Here is a 19487-nt window from a genome sequence, read left to right on the forward strand (position 1 = left end):
ACGCCGTGCACGGGGAGTGGCCTGATCTGATCCATGCGCGGGGCGAACCGCGGACCTATGATCAAAGGTCGCTCGAAGGGGGAGGGCATGGATCCGCAGATCGCCGATCTCGCCAGGACGGCGGGCACCACCATGGTCACGTTGATGGCCACCACGGCCTGGGAGTCGGCCAGAGACGGCCTCGTCTCGCTCTGGCAGAGGTTCCAGCCCGCCAGAGCCGGCGGCATCGGCGAGGAGTACGAGGCGAGCCGCGCCGATCTGCTGCTCGCGCGCGAGACGGGCGACGAGGACTCCGAGGCGGAGCTGGCCGCCGAATGGCAGGGACGGGTGCGCCGGCTGCTGGCGGCCCAGCCGGAGGTGGCGGCTGAACTGCGCCGCATCCTGGACGAGTTGCACCCCCACCTCCCCGATCGGCGACCCGCCGTCGGCGAGATCCATATGACGGCCGAGGCGTCCGGCAGCGGCCGGGTCTACCAGGCCGGCCGCGACCAGCACATCACCGAGCGATGAGCGGGCCGGGCCCCATCGACGGCCGCGCGTCCGGCCAGGGCCGCGTCTTCCAGACCGGCGGCGACCAGTACATCCAGGAGCACCACCACCACTACGGAGCCGGAACCGGGTCCCTCCTCGCACCGCAGCCGGTCGGCCCCCGGCCGCCCCAGGGCGCGACGGTCCCCGACTCCGTACGCGTGCCGCTCGTCGGGCGGACACCGGGCATCCTGCGGGACCGCGCCGACCTTATGGAGCGGCTCCGAGCCGCCGTCACCGGCCCCGGTGGCGACGTTCACGTCCTGCACGGCCTGGGCGGCTGCGGCAAGACGGCGGTGGCGCACGCCCTCTTCACGGAGGCCGTAAGGGACCACGGACGCATCGGGCTCTGGGTGAACGCCTCGGAGCGGATCTCCCTGCGCGCGGGCATGCTCGCCGTGGCGGGCGACCGGGGTGCGACCACGGGCGAACTGGCCGCCGCGGCCGGCGGCCAGCGTGCCGCCGCCGACCTGGTCTGGCACTACCTGGACCACTCCGCCCAGCGCTGGCTGCTGGTCCTGGACAACGCCGACGACCCGACGGTCCTGGAGGAGGGCGGCTGGCTGCGCACCAGCCCGCTCGGCACGGTCCTGGTGACCACGCGGCACGCGACGTCGCCGCTGTGGCGGGGCACCGGGTCGGCACGGCACCCCGTCGGGGTGCTGCCGGAGGCCGACGCGGCACAGGTCCTCTGCGATCTGGCGCCGGACGCCGGTACCGTCGAATCGGCGCAGAAGGTGGCGCGACGGCTGGGCTGTCTGCCGCTGGCCCTGACCCTGGCGGGTTCGCATCTGTCGCATCAACTCCTGGAGTCGTGGTCGATGGACGAGTACGACCGGAAGCTGAGCGAGGACTCCACGGCCCTGGTCGACCAGGGCGCGGTCGGCAGCGGCCAGTCCCGCCATCTCGTCGGCCGCACCTGGCAGTTGTCCCTGGACGCCCTCGCCGGGCAGGGACTGCCGGAGGCCACCACGCTGCTACGGCTGCTGTCCTGCTGGGCGGCGGACCCGGTGCCGCTGTCCCTGCTGATGCCGGTGGCGCGGGAGGAAGTGGACCTCGGCCATCTCGACCCGCCGCTCGCCGCGGACCGGGTCGAGCCCGCGCTGCGCGGGCTGCTCGACCACTCGCTGATCGGCATGGTCGAGACGGACGGCCGTCGGTGCGTACAGGTTCACGGGGTGCTGCTGGACAGCGTCGCGGTCGGCGTTCCGGAGGAGCAGCGCGCGGCGCTGGCCGAGGCGGCGGGCCGATTGCTGGAAGCGGCGCTGCCGCCGGACGAAGCCGTACCTGCCGACACTCCCACGGGGTGGGAACTGTTTGCTCCGCACGTCTCCCGCCTGCTACAGGCGGCCCCAGGGGAATTGCCTGCCCGGTTGGCAGTGCGCGCCGCGCGGCTGATGCATCACGCGGGGAACTTCCCTGGTGCCCTCAAACAGGCTCGGTACGCTGCGGGTAGCGCCGAGCTATGCCTGGGGAAGGAGAACTCTGTCTATCTCTCCGCGCGTGACGCTGAGGGCTGGGCGCTCCACTACCTGGCACGCTTCTCGGACGCCGAAGCAGTGCATCGACAAACACTGGCTGCGCGCAAGAGGGTGCTCGGTCCGGATCATCCAGAGACTCTGCGGAGCCATCTGGGTCTGGGACTGTCCCTGAACCTGCTGGGCCGTCACGAGGAAGCTGTGCAGTCGGTTCGCAGAGCAATCGACGGCCAGCGGCGGGTGTTGGGCGCAGGTGCCTTGGAGACGCTTTTCAGCCGAGCACTCATCCTCGAAATCCTGCCGGAGCTCGGCAGATCAACAGAGTTCGACGAAGCGGCACAGGTCACCGAGGACTGTGATCACTTCCTCCAGCCCGACCACCTCACCACCGTCTTGACTTATCACTGCTACGGCGAAGGATTACGCATTCTCGGCCGCTACGCGGAAGCGGAGCCTGTGGCCCGTCGAGTGCTGGCGGACCGGACCAGTCGTCAAGGGCGGGAACACCCGCTGACCCTAGCGGCGCTTTCGCTCACCGCCCGAGTCGCGCACGGTCTCGGCAAGCTGGACGAGGCTGTCGCGGCACTCCATGAGCTCATCGAACGCCGCGAACGGGTGCTCGGACCCGAGCACCCGTTCGTCGTGGAGGGCCGCGAGTGGCTCACCGCATGGCAAGCCGAGGCCGGAGCCCAGCCCTGATCAGCCCTCCTGTCGGGCCACCGACATCCGCTGGCGTACGTAGCCGATGATCGCGAGGGCGATCGCCATCACGGCCGTGGCGTAGAGCTGGCTGCGGGTGTCGCTCTCGCGCAGCATCAGCACCAGCACGCCGACCGTGGCGGCCAGGGCGACCCAGGTCAGGTACGGGAAGAGCCACATCTTCACCACGAGCTTCTCCGGGGACTCGCGCTGGAGGCGGCTGCGCATGCGCAGTTGGGCGGCGGCGATGAAGCCCCAGACGACCAGAACCGCGGCGCCGACCATGTTGAGCAGCCATTTGAAGATGGTGTCCGGCCACCAGTAGCTGAGCAGCACCGCGACGAAGCCGAAGAAGGAGGAGGCGAGCACGGTGAGGCGGGGGACGCCGCCGGTGACGCGGCCGAGGAAGGCGGGGCCCTCGCCGCGGGTGACCAGGGAGTAGGACATGCGGGAGGCGCCGTAGATGTTGGCGTTCATCGCGGAGAGCAGCGCGATCAGCACGATCACGTTCATGATGTCGCCGGCCGCGGGGATGTCGAGGTGGTTGAGGACGGCCACGTACGGCCCCTCGGCGACCAGCGCCTTGTCGTTCCACGGGATCAGCGTGACCACGACCACCATCGAGCCGACGTAGAAGAGGGCGATGCGCCACATCGCGGTGCGCACCGCGCCCGCGACGCTCTTGACCGGGTTCTCGGACTCGGCCGCCGCGATCGTCACCGTCTCCAGTCCGCCGTAGGCGAAGACGGAGGCCAGCAGGCCGACGACCAGGCCGTTCACCCCGTTGGGGAGGAAGCCGCCGTCACCGGTGAGATGGGAGCCGCCGGGGGCGTCGGTGCCCGGCAGGACGCCGAGGATCGCGAGTACGCCGAGGACCAGGAAGATCGTGATCGCGGCGATCTTCAGCGCGGCGAACCAGAATTCGAATTCGCCGAAGTTGCTGACCGCGGCGAGGTTCGTGCCGCAGAACATCGCCATGAAGAGGGCGACCCACATCCAGGAGTCGGTGCCCGGGAACCACTGGACCATGATCCCGGCCGCGCCGATCGCCTCGGCGGCGATGCCCACGCACAGCAGGATCCAGAACATCCAGCCGACCGTGAACCCCGCCCAGGGCCCGATCGCCCGCTCGGCGTGCACGGAGAACGAGCCGGAGGCCGGGTTGGCCGCCGACATCTCGCCGAGCATCCGCATCACGAGCATCACCAGGAGCCCGGACAGCGCATAGGCCACCACGATCGACGGACCGGCGGCGGCGATTCCGGCGCCGGAGCCGACGAACAGCCCCGCGCCGATCACACCCCCGAGGGCGATCATCGACAGATGGCGCTGCTTGAGGCCGTGGGAGAGCGGTGGCGTGGCGGTCGCGCCCGCGCCGGTCGCCTCGGCGGTGCCGGATGGCCCGGAGGACGCGGATGTCCGGTTCATTCTTCTTCTCTGTCCCTTACGCGGCGGGCGGGCGGCTGCAAAACGTCCCTAGTGTGAAGGCCGCGTCCTATCAGGACAACATCACGACCAATCTTTTCTGGATATCGGACACCTGCGTCACGCTCCGTACCGGGTGTATCTGCCAGAAGCCGCCAAGCCGATGCGTCCGGCTTTGTGGTCATCCGACGGTGTCCTAGGCCCGCGCATTGGGTTAGCGTCCCGGTATCCACCCTCTGACCTGGGAGCATCGCTGATGAGCACGGTTTCTGCCGCCGCCACACCCGGTACGGTCCTCGCGGACGCGGTCTTTCCCGCCCGGCGCGTCCTGGCCCGGGACACCGCGCTGGTCATCGGGGGCGCCGTGCTCACCGGTCTCGCCGCGCAGCTCTCGGTGCCCGTCCCCGGCTCGCCGGTGCCGGTGACCGGCCAGACGTTCGCCGCCCTGCTGGTGGGCACCTCGCTGGGCGCCCGGCGCGGCTTCCTGTCGCTGGCGCTGTACACCCTGGTCGGCATGGCCGGTGTGCCGTGGTTCGCCGAGGGCAGCTCCGGCGCGGCCATGCCGTCCTTCGGCTATGTGCTGGGCATGCTGCTGGCGGCGACCGTGGTGGGCGCGCTGGCCCGGCGCGGCGGCGACCGCGGGGTGCTGCGCACCGCGGGCACCATGGCGGTCGGCTCGGCGGTCACCTACGCCGTGGGCGTCCCGTATCTGGCGCTGGCCACCCACATCTCCCTCGGCGAGGCGGTCGCGGCCGGGCTCACCCCGTTCCTGATCGGGGACGCGCTGAAGGCCGCGCTGGCGATGGGCGCGCTGCCGGCCGCCTGGAAGCTGGTGGGCCGCCGGGGCTGAGCCACCCGTACGTCCGGGCATGGGCTCACGCATGGCCACCCGGCCGCCCATGCGTGAGCCCATGCATGGGCGGCCGGGAAGCGAAAAGGGCCCCCGCGCGGTCGACTCGCGCGGGGGCCCTGCCGTGGCGGCGTCCTTGCCGTGGCGGCGGAGGAGGGCGTCAGTCGAAGAGCGGGCCGACCGTACGGGTCCGCTTGATCTCGTAGAAGCCGGGGATCGAGGCGACCATCAGGGTGCCGTCCCAGAGCTTGGCGGCGTCCTCGCCCTTGGGGGCGGGGGTGACCACGGGGCCGAAGAAGGCGACCTGCTCGCCGTCCGAGCCCGGGACGGCGATGACGGGGGTGCCCACGTCCTGGCCGACCAGCTCGATGCCCTCCTTGTGGGAGGCGCGCAGCTCGGTGTCATACGCGTCGGAGTCGGCGTAGTCGGCGAGGTCGGCGGGGAGACCGGCCTCCTCGAGAGCGGCCACGATCGTCTCGCGGTTCTTCTCCAGGCCCTGGTTGTGGAAGCGGGTGCCGAGGGCGGTGTAGAGCCGGCCGAGGACCTCGCTGCCGTGTTTCTGCTCGGCGGCGATGCAGACCCGGACCGGACCCCAGGCGGTCTTCAGCAGCTCGCGGTACTCCTCGGGCAGCTCATCCAGCTTGGGCTCGTTGAGCACGGCGAGGCTCATGACGTGCCAACGCACCTCGACCGGGCGCACCTTCTCCACCTCGAGCATCCAGCGCGAGGTCATCCAGGCCCAGGGACACAGCGGATCGAACCAGAAATCAGCAGGAGTCTTGGCAGTCTCGGTCACGGTTTCTCCTCGAGCGGGCGCGTGGTCATCGCAAATGAACAGAGAGCTAGCTACCCGACTCAACGCGGGCGGGAGGGGAGCCCATTCCCCGATACCGGCTGTCGGTGCACCGTGACATGATTTCCGCTGTCCGATATCCGAGATGCGAGACATTGCCGAGGGAGCCGCGTCGTGCCCGGTGAGAACCTGACCCGTGACGAGGCCCGTGCGCGGGCGAAGCTGCTGACCGTCGAGGGTTACGAGGTTGCGCTCGATCTGCGGTCCGCGGTCGGTGAGCACACCGGGTCCGGGCCGCGCACCTTCCGCTCCACGACCACGATCCGCTTCCGCTGCGCCGAGCCGGGCGCGGCGACCTTCGCCGATCTGCTGGCGCCCTCGGTGACCTCGGTGCGGCTCAACGGGCGGGAGCTGGACGCGGCGGCGGTCTTCGACGGCTCCCGGATCGCGCTGGACGGGCTCGCCGCGGAGAACGAGCTGGTGGTGGACGCGCAGTGCGCCTACAGCCGCACCGGCGAGGGCCTGCACCGCTTCGTGGACCCGGAGGACGGCGAGGTCTACCTCTACACCCAGTACGAGCCGGCCGACGCCCGCCGGGTCTTCGCCAACTTCGAACAGCCGGATCTCAAGGCCCCGTTCACCTTCTCGGTGACCGCCCCGGAGGGCTGGACGGTGCTGAGCAACGGGACGGTGGACCGGGTGGAGCCGTCCGGCGCCGGCGATTCCGCCGCGACCAGCCACTTCGTCCCGACCCGGCCCATCTCGACGTACATCACGGCCGTGCTCGCCGGTCCGTACCACCACGAGAGCGACCTCTACCGCCGCACGCTGCCGGACGGCTCCGAGCTGGAGATCCCGCTGGGCGCGCTGTGCCGCAAGGGGCTGGCCAAGCACTTCGACGCGGGCGACATCTTCACCGTCACCAAGCAGGGGCTGGACTTCTTCCACGACCACTTCGACTATCCGTACCCGTTCGGCAAGTACGACCAGGCGTTCGTGCCGGAGTACAACCTCGGCGCGATGGAGAACCCGGGCTGTGTGACCTTCCGGGAGGAGTTCGTCTTCCGCGGCAAGGTCACCCAGGCGTCGTACGAGGGCCGGGCCAACGTCATCCTGCACGAGATGGCGCATATGTGGTTCGGCGACCTGGTGACCATGGAGTGGTGGGACGACCTGTGGCTCAAGGAGTCGTTCGCCGACTTCATGGGGGCCTTCGCGCTGGTCGGGGCGACCCGCTTCACCGACGGCTGGATCACCTTCGCCAACCGCCGCAAGGCTTGGGCCTACCGCGCCGACCAACTGCCGTCCACCCACCCGGTCACGGCCGACATCCGTGACCTGGAGGACGCCAAGCTCAACTTCGACGGGATCACATACGCCAAGGGCGCCTCCGTGCTCAAGCAGCTCGTGGCCTACGTCGGGCAGGACGCCTTCCTGGAGGGCGCGCGGCGCTACTTCAAGCGGCACGCGTACGGAAACACCCGGCTGTCGGATCTGCTGGCGGTGCTCGGCGAGACCTCGGGCCGGGACATGGCCACCTGGTCGCGCGCCTGGCTGGAGACCGCGGGGGTCAACGCGCTCACCCCGCACGCCACCTATGACGCCGAGGGGCATATCACCGAGCTGGCGGTGGAGCAGGAGGCCGCCGAGAGTCACCCGACACTTCGTCCGCACCGAGTGGCGGTGGGGCTGTACCGCAAGGAGGCCCCGGCCGGTGAGCGCCCCGGGGCGCTGGTGCGCTACGCCCGCGCCGAGGTGGACGTCGACGGTCCCCGTACGGTCGTCCCCGAGCTGACCGGCGCCGCCCGGCCCGATCTGATCCTGGTCAACGACGACGACCTCACCTACTGCAAGATCCGCTTCGACGAGGGGTCGCTGGACACCCTGCGTCAGCACCTGGGCGAGCTGACCGACCCCCTCGCCCGCGCGCTGAGCTGGTCCGCGCTGTGGAACCTCACCCGTGACGCGCTGCTGCCCGCCCGCGACTATCTGGAGCTGGTGCGGCGGTTCGCCGGGGCCGAGAGCGACATCGGCGTGCTCCAGATGGTCCAGGCGTGGGCGCTGTCCGCCCTGCACCACTACTCGGCGCCGGAGGCGCGCGAGGCGGCCGGTGCCCAGCTCGCCGAGGTCGCGCTCAGCGAGCTGCGGCAGGCCGAGCCGGGCAGCGGGCATCAGCTCGCCTGGGCGCGGTTCTTCGCACAGGTCGCCGTCGCCGAGTCCGAGCTGCGGATGCTGAGCGGGCTGCTGGACGGCACGGCCCGGATCGACGGGCTGGATGTGGACCAGGAGCTGCGCTGGACGTTCCTGGCCGCGCTGGCCGCGAGCGGCCAGGCCGACGAGGCGCTGATCGGCGCCGAGCTGGCGCGCGACGACACCGCCTCCGGCAAGCGCCACCAGGTGCGGTGCCTGGCCGCCCGGCCCTCCGCCGCGGTCAAGGCCGAGGCATGGGAGGCGGTGGTGGAGTCCGACCGGCTCTCCAACGCCCTGGTGGAGGCCACCATCTCCGGTTTCGACCAGCCGGGCCAGCGGGAGCTGCTTGCGCCGTACGCACCGCGCTACTTCGAGGTGATCGAGCGGATCTGGCAGGAGCGGTCGATCGAGATCGGGATGGCGATCGTGCGCGGGCTCTTCCCGGCCGCCCAGGGCGACGCCCACGCCCTGGAGGCGGCCGACACCTGGCTGGACGGCCACCCGGACGCGGCGCCCGCGCTGCGCCGACTGGTCCTGGAGGCACGCGACGACCTCGCCCGTGCCCTGCGCGGACAGGACTGCGACAAGAGGGCGGCAGTCTGAGGCGTACGCCGCCCCTCGGGTGCCCGCACGGCGCCCCGGCTACCGCCGGGCAAGCGCCGCGCGGGCATCGCGCGGCCACCGCGGCGGGCGCCGGGGCGGGACCTTGCGGCCGGGCCGCGCGACCGGGCCCCGGCGGCCGGACCCAGCAAGCCGGGCACCGCTACGGGGCACCGTAGCCGCACCGCGCGGCCGGGCCCCGCAGCAGGGCCTCGCACGTCGGACCCCTGAGCCGGACCTCGCGGCCCGGACCTGCGGCCGGGCCGCGCGACCGGGCGCCGGGGCGGGGAGCCTTTTCGGCATTCGAACTGTCGTACTTTAGTGCGGGGTTGTCCGCTTTTGTCGACGACTCTGTAACAGGGGTTAGCCGGTGCGGCGGGCGCGGGAATGGCGGGGGCATGAGCCACAACACGCCGCTGTCCCCCCGCCCCCTCCATCACCTCTCGGACGTCCAGCGCCGGGTGTTGACGACACGTCAGCTCCGCGAGCACGGTGTGACCGCGTCCGTCGCCGCGGAGCGCAGCCGGGCCGGCGGGCCCTGGCAGCAGATCCTGCCGGGCGTCCATCTGCTCCACCCCGGCCCGGCGACCAGCGAGGAGCGGCTGCTGGCCGCGCTGCTGTACACCGCGAGCCGCGGCCAGGGTGCCGACGGCGCCTCGCCGGGGGGCGACGGCGAACCGCACGCGAGGCGATGATCACCGGGCTTGCCGCGCTCGCCCTGCACCACTTCTCCTCCGCTCCCCCGCTGGCCTCCCTCGACCGGATCGACGTCCTGGTGCCGCGCACCCGGCGGCTGCGCGCCACCGGCTTCGTCCGCTTCGTCCGGGCGGGCACACTGCCCGGCCCCCAGTACGTCGCGGGAGTGCCCACCACCCCGGTGGCCCGCGCCCTCGCCGACGCCGTCGCCCGGCTCACCGACGCCGTCCTGGTCCGCAGACTGCTCACCGAGTCCGTGCGCCACGGCCACTGCGAGGCCACGGCCGTCGTCGCGGAGCTGCACTCGGCCCGGCTGCTGTCCCGGCCGCATGTCGTGGACGCGGTGGACGCGCTGCTCGCCGAGGGCCGGGCGATCGCCGAGGGGCGGCTGTACGACATGATCCGCGGCCACCACCTGCCCGAGCCCGTGTGGAACGTGGAGCTGCGGCTGCCCGGCGGGCCCGCCCTCGGCGGGGTGGACGCCTACTGGCGTGAGCAGGCGGTGGCGGTGGAGATCGACACCCGGGCGCCGCGCCAGGACGAGGAGGTCTGGCGCGGCGGTTTCGGCCGTAAGCGCGAACACCTGGAGCGGCTCGGGATCACGGTCGTACGCGTCACCCCGAAGCAGCTCCGGGAGACCCCGGAGGAACAGGCCGCGGTGGTCCGTACCGCCCTGATCGCGGCGGCCGACCGCGAACCGGCCTCCTATGTGGTCGTCCTGCCGCGCTGACGCCCCGATGCCCCGGCGCGGAGGCGGGGCATCGGGTCACCCGGAACGCGCGGCCCAGACCCAGACCCAGACTCAGACCCAGGGCAGGGCTCAGGGCTTGCGCAGCAGCAGCTCGGTGTTGCGGTCCGTCGCGTCACCGGCCAGCTTCCGGCTGGCGCCGGGCGCGTTGAAGGACAGCTCGCGGTAGAGCGCCGCGAGCCCGGTCTGGGACAGGTCCGAGAAGTCCGTACGGTGCGGCGCGGCCGACTCGATGAGCGTGGTGAACAGGGAGATCGTGCCGTCGTGGTTGTCCACGACCTCGAACACCCGGGCCAACTGGGGGAAGTCCACATGCGAGGCGGTGGTGATCTCCCAGAAGGTGCCGCGCGGGGTGATCTCGTTCTTGTGGCTGTGGCCGTTGATCCAGGCCAGCACCTTGGGGTGGCGCTGGAGCAGGGCGACGACCTCGTCCCCGCCGTGGCGGGCCTCGCCCGGCCGGGCCGGGTCGTGGTTCATGTTGTCCAGGCTGCGGCTGTAGTGGTGGCTGAAGACGATCACGTAGTCGTCCTTGTGGGCCTTCAGGGTCCGCTCCAGCCAGCGCAGTTGGGCGGTGCCGAGCGACCCGGTGTAGTGGCCGCCCGGGTCGGTGGTGTCCAGGCTGATGCCGATCACGTTCTCGGAGACCCGGAACGAGTAGTAGAGGGTGTTCTGCTCGAGGTTGGCCTTGGTGTAGCCGTGGCCGACCGGACCGGGGCCGGTGGCGGCCGGGTCCAGGTGCGCGGCCAGGTACTCGGCCTGGGTGAAGGGCGCGCGGCGCTCGTCGGGGGTGACCGTGCGCATGTCCTTGGCGTGCGCGTCCAGCAGCGCCTTCATCTGGACGCCCTTGGGGTCGCCCCCGACGCGTGTGCCCTTGAAGAGCCGCTCGGCGTCATCGGCCGGGATGATCTCCAGCTTGCGCTTCCCGGTGGCGAAGTCCGCGTAGTAGTTGTGGCCGAGGGAGTAGACACCGCCCGCCAGGTCGTCGTGGTTGCCGATGGTGGAGTACCACGGCAGCCGCAGCCCGGGGCTGTTGACGGTGCGCAGCGCGGCCTTGAGGAAGCCGTCGATGCGCGGGAAGCCGAGCTTCTTGTCGGCGTCGCGCAGCGCCTCCTCGGGGTGCCAGAACTCCTTGAGCCCGCTGTTCTGGACGCCCTCGTAGCGGCGCGGATCGCCGGTGTTGGGAGTGATCCGGCCGCCGTTCATCGCGGCCAGGAACCACTCCAGCTCGATCTTGGCGTTGTTGTCGGTGTTGTCGCCGGTGGTCATGACGAACGACAGCGGCGCCCCGGTGGCGGGTCCGCCGCGCAGCCCGTTGATCCGCTCGATGAGCGAGGCGACCCCGGCGATGGTCAGCGCCTCGTGCGGCCGCCACGCCCCGGCGCGCCCGCTGCGCAGGAATTCGTAGCGCATCGGGTGCTGGACGTCGGTCAGGTGCAGATCCGTGAGCTGGACGAACGAGGCGAGCGCGGTGCGCCGGTCCTCGCGGCCGCCCTTGGCGCCGGTGATCTCGCTGCGGACCTCGCGGGTCCAGGCGGGGCCGGCGGCGAGCCGCCGGTAGCCGGTGGCGCCCTGTGCGGCGGAGAACGTCTCCAGCGTCGTACCGGCCGTCGAGGGCGCCGCCGGGGCCTGCACCACCCGGCGGCCCACGGCGCGCGCGGTGGCGGGCTGCGTGGCGTCGGCCGAACCGCTGCCGGGCCCGAAGGCGAGCCCCAGACCGGCCGTGGCACCGGTGGCGGCGGTTGCGGCGAGGAAGGTGCGCCGATCGAGGTGGGCGACGGCTGCTGCGGCGGACCGTATGCGGGACATGCGCGATCTCCCCGAGTGGACACGCGGAAACGGGCGGACAGCGACGCTGTCCTCACCTCGGATCGTTGGCATCGGGAATGGCCTGGCGGTGAACGAGGCGGCAACGCGGGTCGCCGATCTCCACACGTGGATCTTGGCGGTAGCAAACGGTCATCGCGCCCTCGTGAACAGGCATTCTCGCGCTCACTCGGCGTTCATCCACCCTGGGAACCGCCCCCGCCGTGGGATAAATCACGGGACGGTAACGGACCCGCCTGAGACACTTGCCAGGAGGGTAGGCGCCTCGAACAGGCACAACCAAGGAAAAGGGCTGATATGAGGATCGGAATCGTCGGAGCGACCGGCCAGGTCGGCGGAGTGATGCGCAGGGTGCTCGCCGAACGTGACTTCCCGGCCGAGCGGCTGCGCCTGTTCGCCTCCGCCCGCTCGGCGGGCCGCACGCTCCCGTGGCGCGGTACCGAGATCACCGTCGAGGACGCCGCCACGGCCGACTACTCCGGTCTGGACATCGTCCTGTTCTCCGCGGGCGGTGCCACCTCCAGGGCGCTGGCCGAGAAGGTCGCCGCACAGGGCCCCGTCGTGATCGACAACTCCTCGGCCTGGCGGATGGACCCCCAGGTGCCCCTGGTCGTCGCCGAGGTCAATCCGCATGCCGCGGTGGACCGCCCCAAGGGCATCATCGCCAACCCGAACTGCACCACCATGGCCGCCATGCCCGTGCTGCGCCCGCTGCACGCCGAGGCCGGGCTCACCGCCCTGGTGGCCACCACCTACCAGGCCGTCTCCGGCTCCGGGCTGTCCGGCGTCGCCGAGCTGGACAGCCAGATCCGCAAGACCGCCGACCGCGCGGCCGAGCTCACCCACGACGGCGCGGCGGCGGACTTCCCCGAGCCCGAGGTGTACGCCCGCCCGATCGCGTTCAATGTGCTCCCGCTGGCCGGGAAGATCGTCGACGACGGCCGGTTCGAGACCGACGAGGAGCACAAGCTCCGCAACGAGAGCCGCAAGATCCTGGAGATCCCGGAGCTGAAGGTGTCCGGCACCTGTGTCCGGGTGCCGGTCTTCACCGGCCACTCGCTCCAGGTGAACGCCCGCTTCGAGCGTCCGATCAGCGTGGAGCGCGCCTCCGAGCTGCTGGCCGCGGCCCCCGGCGTGGCGCTCTCGGAGATCCCGACCCCGCTCCAGGCCGCCGGCCAGGACCCCAGCTATGTGGGCCGGATCCGGGTGGACGAGACGGTCGAGCACGGTCTCGCGCTGTTCCTCTCCAACGACAACCTGCGCAAGGGCGCCGCGCTGAACGCGGTGCAGATCGCCGAGCTGGTGGCGGCCGACCTGAGCTGACGCCCACGCCTCGTCCGAGGGGGAGCGGCCGGCCGGCCGCTCCCCCTCGGTGTTCCTCCCGTTCAGCCGCCCTTTGTCCTACCGACGCCGACCGGCCGACGTGCGAGGATGGCCATCCGCCTGACGCATGGCGTACCGCACATGACGAACGGGAGTTAGCCGACGTGCCTGGCACCAACCTCACAAGGGAGGAAGCGCAGCAGCGGGCGCGCCTCCTCACGGTGGACGCGTACGAGATCGAACTGGACCTGAGCGGCGCCCAGGAGGGCGGTACCTACCGCTCCGTGACCACGGTGCGCTTCGACGCCGCCGAGTCGGGCGCGGAGTCGTTCATCGACCTGGTGGCGCCCACGGTGCACGAGGCGGTGCTCAACGGCGAGGCGCTCGACCCGAACGAGGTCTTCAAGGACTCGCGGATCGCGCTGCCGGGGCTGCTGGCCGGGCGCAATGAGCTGCGAGTGGTCGCGGACTGCGCGTACACCAACACCGGTGAGGGGCTGCATCGCTTTGTCGACCCGGTCGACCAGCAGGCGTACCTCTACACCCAGTTCGAGGTGCCCGACGCCCGCCGGGTGTACGCCAACTTCGAGCAGCCCGACCTGAAGGCCACGTTCCAGTTCACCGTGACGGCACCCGAGGGCTGGACGGTGATCTCGAACTCGCCCGCGCCGGAGCCGAAGGACAACGTCTGGCGGTTCGAGCCGACCCCGCGCCTGTCGACGTATGTCACCGCGCTGATCGCGGGCCCGTACCACAGCGTGCACAGCTCGTACGAGAAGGACGGCCGCTCGGTGCCGCTGGGCATCTACTGCCGTCCCTCGCTCGCGGAGTACCTCGACTCGGACGCGATCTTCGAGGTGACGCGGCAGGGCTTCGAGTGGTTCGAGGAGAAGTTCGACTACGCGTACCCGTTCGCCAAGTACGACCAGCTCTTCGTGCCGGAGTTCAACGCGGGCGCGATGGAGAACGCGGGCGCGGTGACCATCCGCGACCAGTACGTCTTCCGCTCCAAGGTCACCGACGCGGCGTACGAGACGCGGGCCGAGACCATCCTCCACGAGCTGGCCCATATGTGGTTCGGCGATCTCGTCACCATGGAGTGGTGGAACGACCTGTGGCTGAACGAGTCGTTCGCCACCTACACCTCGATCGCCTGCCAGGCCCATGCGCCGGGCAGCAGGTGGCCGCGGTCCTGGACCTCCTTCGCCAACTCCATGAAGACGTGGGCCTACCGGCAGGACCAACTGCCGTCCACCCACCCGATCATGGCCGAGATCAACGACCTGGACGACGTCCTGGTCAACTTCGACGGGATCACGTACGCCAAGGGCGCCTCGGTGCTCAAGCAACTGGTCTCGTACGTCGGGATGGACGAGTTCTTCAGCGGCGTCCAGGCGTACTTCAAGCGCCACGCCTACAAGAACACCCGGCTGTCGGATCTGCTCGGCGCGCTGGAGGAGACCAGCGGGCGCGATCTGAAGACCTGGTCGAAGAAGTGGCTGGAGACGGCGGGCATCAATGTGCTGCGGCCGGAGATCGAGACGGACGCCAACGGCACCGTGACCTCCTTCGCGGTGCGGCAGGAGGCCCCCGCGCTGCCGCCGGGCGCCAAGGGCGAGCCGACGCTGCGGCCGCACCGCATCGCCATCGGGCTCTACAACCTGAACGCGACCGGCAAGCTGATCCGCTCCGAGCGCATCGAGCTGGACGTGGACGGTGAGCTGACCCAGGTGGAGCAGCTCATCGGCGCGAAGCGCTCCGCGGTGATCCTGCTCAACGACGACGACCTCACCTACGCGAAGGTGCGGCTGGACCCGGACTCGCTGGCCGTCGTCACCGAGCACCTGGGCGACTTCGCGGAGTCCCTGCCGCGCGCGCTGTGCTGGGCCTCGGCCTGGGACATGGTCCGCGACGGCGAACTGGCCACCCGCGACTATCTGGCGCTGGTGCTCTCGGGCATCGCCAAGGAGTCCGACATCGGCGTCGTCCAGTCGCTGCACCGCCAGGTGAAGCTGGCCCTGGACCTGTACGCGGCCCCGGCCTGGCGCGAGACGGGCCTGGCCAAGTGGACCGAGGCCACGCTCGACCATCTGCGGGCGGCGGCCCCGGGCAGCGACCACCAGCTCGCCTGGGCGCGGGCCTTCACCGCGACCGCCCGTACGGACGCGCAGCTCGACCTGGTCGCCGGGCTGCTCGACGGCACCGAGACGATCGAGGGCCTGGCCATCGACACCGAGCTGCGCTGGGCACTGCTCCAGCGGCTCACCGCCACCGGGCGGGCGGACGAGGGGGCCATCGCGGCGGAGCTGGAGCGCGACAAGACCTCCGCGGGCGAGCGCTACGCCGCGATGGCTCGGGCCGCGCGGCCGACGCGGGAGGCCAAGGCGGAGGCGTGGGCGTCGGTCGTGGAGAGCGACACCCTGCCGAACGCGGTGCAGGAGGCGGTGATCGGCGGCTTCGTCCAGACCGACCAGCGGGAGCTGCTGGCGCCGTACACGGAGAAGTACTTCGCGGCGGTGAAGGACACCTGGAACAGCCGCAGCCATGAGATGGCGCAGCAGATCGTGGTGGGGCTCTACCCGGCGCTCCAGGTCTCCCAGGAGACCCTGGACGCGACGGACGCGTGGCTCGCGTCGGCCGAGCCCACGGCGGCGCTGAGGCGTCTGATGACGGAGTCCCGAGCAGGCATCGAACGCGCCCTCCGCGCCCAAGCCGCGGACGCCGCGGCGAGCTGACGGCATTGGTGGCGCAGTGCGGGGCGTATGGCCCCGCACTGCGCCACCCATCTGGTTGTGGGCAATCGTCCCGCCCCACGGGACGATTGCCCACAAATGGGTCAGCCAGGGTCAGGCATGGCCAGACGTGCCATCGGGCCGTATTGGCGGAGAACGTCCGGGTACGCCTCGGCAGCCACCCGAAGCCACCGCTCCGCCTCCTCCACCCGCCCCAACCCCCGCAACGCTTGCGCGAGCCAGTACGGCGCCTCCTCGTGCTCCCCCTCGCACGCCACCCTGAGCAGCGGCTCGGCCTCACCATAGGCACCGCGCCGAACCATGCTGCGCCCCGCGAGAAACGCGGGCGGCACCAGACCGCTGCGGGCGGCGCGCACATACCAGCGCTCGGCGTGCTGCGGATCGCCGCCCCGCTCCTCCGACGTCCAGCCGAGCCACCACGCGGCCCGCCCGTGCCCGAGGTCGGCGGCCCGGCGGAACCAGATCTGGGCGGTGCGCCGGTCCCCGGCCTCGTCGTGAATACGGCCGATGTCGTACGCGGCCCCGGCATCGCCCTCCGCCGCCGCGGGCTCGAAGTACGGCACAATCCGCAGTCCCGTGGCACCGCCCACCTCGTACAGCATCCGGCCGAGGGCGAGCAGGGCGCGCGGGGTGCCCGCCCTGCGATACCACTCGGCGGCCTCGGGGAGCCGGTACAGCCGGTCGAGCGCGTCGGCGTACGCGCACCAGGCGTCCGGGCCGCCCTCCTCGGCGCGGGCCCGCAGCCCGGGCAGGCGTTCCCCCCACTCGGCGGGCGGCATCCGCTCGGGGTCGGCGCGGATCGCGGCGATGTCCTCCAGCGCCCGGACGACCCGCTCGTCGCCCTCGTCAAACGGCCCCCGGCCCTCCGCATCCACCCCCTCGGCGCCCCCGCGACCGTCGAGCCCCGTGGCCCGCAGCCACCGTTCCGCCTCATCCAGCCGCCGCTGCCGTACGCACAGCACGCCGAGGTTGAAGCAGGCCCATATGTGGCCGCCGTCCGCCTCGTCGGCCGTGCGGTACCACTCCTCGGCGGTGCGCAGTTCGCCGTTCTCCTCCGCCCAGACGCCGAGGACGTACGCCGCACCGTCGTAGCCCCGCTCATGGGCGCGTTCGACGAGGGCGCGGGCCTCGTCCCAGCGGCTGTCGTCGCGGGCGATGAAGAGGGCCTGGTCCACCAGCGCCTTGGCGCTGCCGACCGCGGCCGCCCGGGCGTACAGCGCCTCGGCCTCCGCGACCATCCGGGGGTAGCGCGCGAACATCGCCCTGCGGTCCGGGTCGAGCAGGTCGCGCAGCGCCTCGTACGCCTCCTCGGGGTCGCCCTCGGCCTCGGCCCGGGCGAGGGCCTCGCGCCAGCCGTCCAGGTCGCTCAGCATGTTCTGGATGGCCCGGCGGGTGCGGGTGGCGATGTCGTCGCCCCGGGCGGACGCCTCGGCCAGCCGCTCCAGTGCGGTGTCCCATTCGCCGCGGGCGGCCAGCAGCACGGCGCCGTTGGTCGTGCACTCGACGCTGCCGAGCGCGGCCCCGTGCTCGTACCACGTCTCGGCACCGGCCGTATCGCCGGCCTCGTGCAGCAGCCGGGCCAGACCGAACGCACAGCCGCCGTCGCGATCGGCGGCCGTGCGGTACCACCGCTCGGCCTCGGCGAACTCGCCGCGGTCCTTGTGACAGATCGCCAGCGTGCGCGAGGCGTCCGCGTCCCCGGCGTCGGCGGCCCTGGCCCACCATGGCAGGGCCTCGTCCAAACGGCCCTCGCCGGTGAGGAGTTCGGCGTAGGCCCGGTACGCATCCGGCTTCCCCGCGGCCGCGGCGGCCCTCAGCCGGGCCGCCTCGGCCGCCGGATCCGGCTCCGGCTCCTGCTCCGGCTCGTCGACAGGCTCCTGATCCGCCGCCATCCGGTCCGCCATGGCGGGCATTTCACCGTGAGCCGCGCCGGACGTCCCTTGCGATGAATGTTCGACCATCACCCGATGGTGCCAGAGTGATCACGAACGTTCGGCACGGGCCCTGCGACGGGCCAGCAGCGCCTCGCGCCGCTCGTCGAACTTGGTGGCCTGATCGTCCAATCCACCCATGTAGAGACCCAGTTCCTCCTGCGCCTTGAGCCCCTCCGGACCGAGCCCGCCGATCTCCAGGACCTTCAGGAAGCGCAGCACGGGCTGGAGCACGTCGTCATGGTGGATGCGGAGGTTGTATATGCCGCCAATGGCGATCTGAGCGGCGGCGCGCTCGAAGCCGGGCATCCCATGACCCGGCATCCGGAAGTTGACCACCACATCGCGGACGGCGCCCATGGTCTGGTCGGGGGCCAGCTCGAACGCCTTCCCGAGCAGGTTCCGGTAGAAGATCATGTGCAGGTTCTCGTCGGTGGCGATGCGCGCCAGCATCCGGTCGCAGACCGGGTCGCCGGAGTGATGGCCGGTGTTGCGGTGCGAAATGCGGGTGGCCAGCTCCTGGAAGGCGACATACGCCACGGTGTGCAGCATGCTGTGCTGGTTGTCCGACTCGAAGCCCTCGGACATATGCGCCATGCGGAACCGCTCCAGCTCCACCGGGTCGACGGCGCGGCTGGTCAGCAGGTAGTCACGCATCACGATGCCGTGGCGCCCCTCCTCCGCCGTCCAGCGGTGCACCCAGGTGCCCCAGGCGCCGTCCCGGCCGAAGAGGGTCGCGATCTCGTGGTGGTAGCTGGGGAGATTGTCCTCGGTGAGGAGGTTCACCACGAGTGCGATCCGGCCGACGTCGCTGACCTTGGACTGGTCGGGCGCCCATGCCTCACCGCCCATGACACCGTCGAAGTTCCGGCCGTCGCTCCACGGGACGTACTCGTGCGGCATCCACTCCTTGGCGACCGCCAGATGCCGGTTGAGCTCGGTCTCGACCACCTCTTCAAGCGCGTACAGGAGCTGGGTATCGCTCCATACGGCCTGACCGGGGCGGTGGGTAGGGGCGAGTGTCACGGTGGCGCTCCAGGGGACGGGGGCGACGGGCATTACCTACGGACCCGTAGGTTACGACACCGTAGGTTAAAGCGAAAATAAACGGCCCGGGGCCTGTGGATGGCACATGGTGAACTCGACGTGACGCGGTCGCACTTGGGGATCCGGGGCGGCGGAACGCGGCGCGGCGCGGATGGCCTAGCCGGCACGGACCGGCGGCCGGAGCGAAACCGTCCACCCCATACACGACAAAAGCGCCCCGGCCGGATGGCCGGGGCGCTCCGCAGCGGCGTGCGCGCGCTTCGTCGATCAATCGCCTCAGTCGGTCTGCTTACGGGACTTCCTGTCTCCCGCCATCACCAGACCCGCGATCACCAGGAAGAGAATGATCGGAGCGGCGACATAGAGGCCCAGCGTCTCGGCGACGCTCAGGCCCGGACCCGGGTCGTCACCGTCGTCGCGGGTGAGCGCGAACGCGGGGGACGACATCAGCAGCATCGCCGTTGTCGCGGCGATGACTGCACCGGCGCGCACGGCGTTCTTTTTGACCTTGTTGCTCACGGACTCAAGTTATCCGATGCCCCCCGGCGCCGCGTGCCCGGGGTGGCCTTTACCACCGTGTTGAGATGGCCATGACCGCGGCC

At 71.3% G+C, this 19487-nt stretch carries 12 protein-coding genes and 1 pseudogene; 7 read left to right on the forward strand and 6 right to left on the reverse strand.

Translation table 11 applies throughout. From position 1 onward, the window contains the following. Window positions 1-87 precede the first annotated feature (87 nt). Window positions 88-510 carry a hypothetical protein gene (locus ACK1X7_RS17960; RefSeq protein ID WP_385142086.1) on the forward strand — a complete coding sequence of 141 codons (423 nt, stop codon included), beginning with the start codon at window positions 88-90 and terminating at the stop codon, window positions 508-510. Continuing rightward, window positions 507-2705: a tetratricopeptide repeat protein gene (locus tag ACK1X7_RS17965; protein ID WP_385142083.1), complete on the forward strand. Its 2199-nt coding sequence runs from the start codon at window positions 507-509 to the stop codon at window positions 2703-2705. Before ACK1X7_RS17960 ends, ACK1X7_RS17965 begins: the two co-directional genes overlap by 4 nt. Here ACK1X7_RS17965 and ACK1X7_RS17970 read toward each other — a convergent pair whose 3' ends face one another. Then, window positions 2706-4133, reverse strand: coding sequence for an amino acid permease (locus tag ACK1X7_RS17970; RefSeq protein ID WP_385142080.1), 1428 nt, complete (start codon window positions 4131-4133; stop codon window positions 2706-2708). Window positions 4134-4386: 253 nt separating this feature from the next. On the opposite strand from ACK1X7_RS17970, the gene ACK1X7_RS17975 reads away from it, so the two are divergent. Further along, window positions 4387-4980 carry a biotin transporter BioY gene (locus ACK1X7_RS17975; RefSeq protein WP_198267510.1) on the forward strand — a complete coding sequence of 198 codons (594 nt, stop codon included), beginning with the start codon at window positions 4387-4389 and terminating at the stop codon, window positions 4978-4980. Window positions 4981-5140: 160 nt separating this feature from the next. Here the strand turns inward: ACK1X7_RS17975 and ACK1X7_RS17980 are convergent, their stop codons facing one another. Further along, window positions 5141-5776 (reverse strand): DsbA family protein, encoded by a 636-nt coding sequence (locus tag ACK1X7_RS17980; protein ID WP_385156313.1) that lies wholly within the window; start codon window positions 5774-5776, stop codon window positions 5141-5143. A 171-nt stretch (window positions 5777-5947) separates the two neighbouring features. Between ACK1X7_RS17980 and pepN (ACK1X7_RS17985) the strand changes: the two genes are divergently transcribed. Together pepN (ACK1X7_RS17985) and ACK1X7_RS17990 are read left to right on the forward strand one after the other, a co-directional pair. Then, window positions 5948-8566, forward strand: a complete 2619-nt coding sequence (pepN, locus tag ACK1X7_RS17985) for an aminopeptidase N (protein WP_385156309.1) — start codon at window positions 5948-5950, stop codon at window positions 8564-8566. Between the two features lie 395 nt (window positions 8567-8961). Beyond that, window positions 8962-9989, forward strand: a pseudogene (locus ACK1X7_RS17990) (hypothetical protein). A gap of 90 nt (window positions 9990-10079) precedes the next feature. On the opposite strand, the gene ACK1X7_RS17995 reads toward ACK1X7_RS17990, so the two are convergent. Continuing rightward, window positions 10080-11813 carry a TIGR03767 family metallophosphoesterase gene (locus tag ACK1X7_RS17995; protein ID WP_413115345.1) on the reverse strand — a complete coding sequence of 578 codons (1734 nt, stop codon included), beginning with the start codon at window positions 11811-11813 and terminating at the stop codon, window positions 10080-10082. 315 nt (window positions 11814-12128) lie between these two features. Here ACK1X7_RS17995 and ACK1X7_RS18000 point away from each other — a divergent pair, with 315 nt between their 5' ends. Both ACK1X7_RS18000 and pepN (ACK1X7_RS18005) read left to right on the forward strand, forming a co-directional pair. Further along, entirely contained in the window at window positions 12129-13154 is a 1026-nt protein-coding gene (locus ACK1X7_RS18000; RefSeq protein ID WP_385156300.1) for an aspartate-semialdehyde dehydrogenase, read from the forward strand. Window positions 13155-13318: 164 nt separating this feature from the next. Then, window positions 13319-15889, forward strand: coding sequence for an aminopeptidase N (pepN, locus tag ACK1X7_RS18005; protein ID WP_385158408.1), 2571 nt, complete (start codon window positions 13319-13321; stop codon window positions 15887-15889). A gap of 101 nt (window positions 15890-15990) precedes the next feature. Here pepN (ACK1X7_RS18005) and ACK1X7_RS18010 read toward each other — a convergent pair whose 3' ends face one another. From ACK1X7_RS18010 to ACK1X7_RS18020, 3 genes are all read right to left on the reverse strand, one after another. Next, entirely contained in the window at window positions 15991-17811 is a 1821-nt protein-coding gene (locus tag ACK1X7_RS18010; protein ID WP_413115346.1) for a tetratricopeptide repeat protein, read from the reverse strand. A 78-nt stretch (window positions 17812-17889) separates the two neighbouring features. Then, the gene (locus ACK1X7_RS18015) at window positions 17890-18864 is read right to left on the reverse strand and encodes an acyl-ACP desaturase (RefSeq protein WP_216344942.1); all 975 of its coding nucleotides are present in this window, start codon (window positions 18862-18864) and stop codon (window positions 17890-17892) included. A 297-nt stretch (window positions 18865-19161) separates the two neighbouring features. After that, window positions 19162-19404, reverse strand: coding sequence for a hypothetical protein (locus tag ACK1X7_RS18020; RefSeq protein ID WP_014060726.1), 243 nt, complete (start codon window positions 19402-19404; stop codon window positions 19162-19164). Window positions 19405-19487 lie beyond the last annotated feature (83 nt).

The organism is Streptomyces sp. CY-1 (genome assembly GCF_047218265.1).
GTDB classification, from domain to species: Bacteria; Actinomycetota; Actinomycetes; order Streptomycetales; family Streptomycetaceae; genus Streptomyces; species Streptomyces niphimycinicus.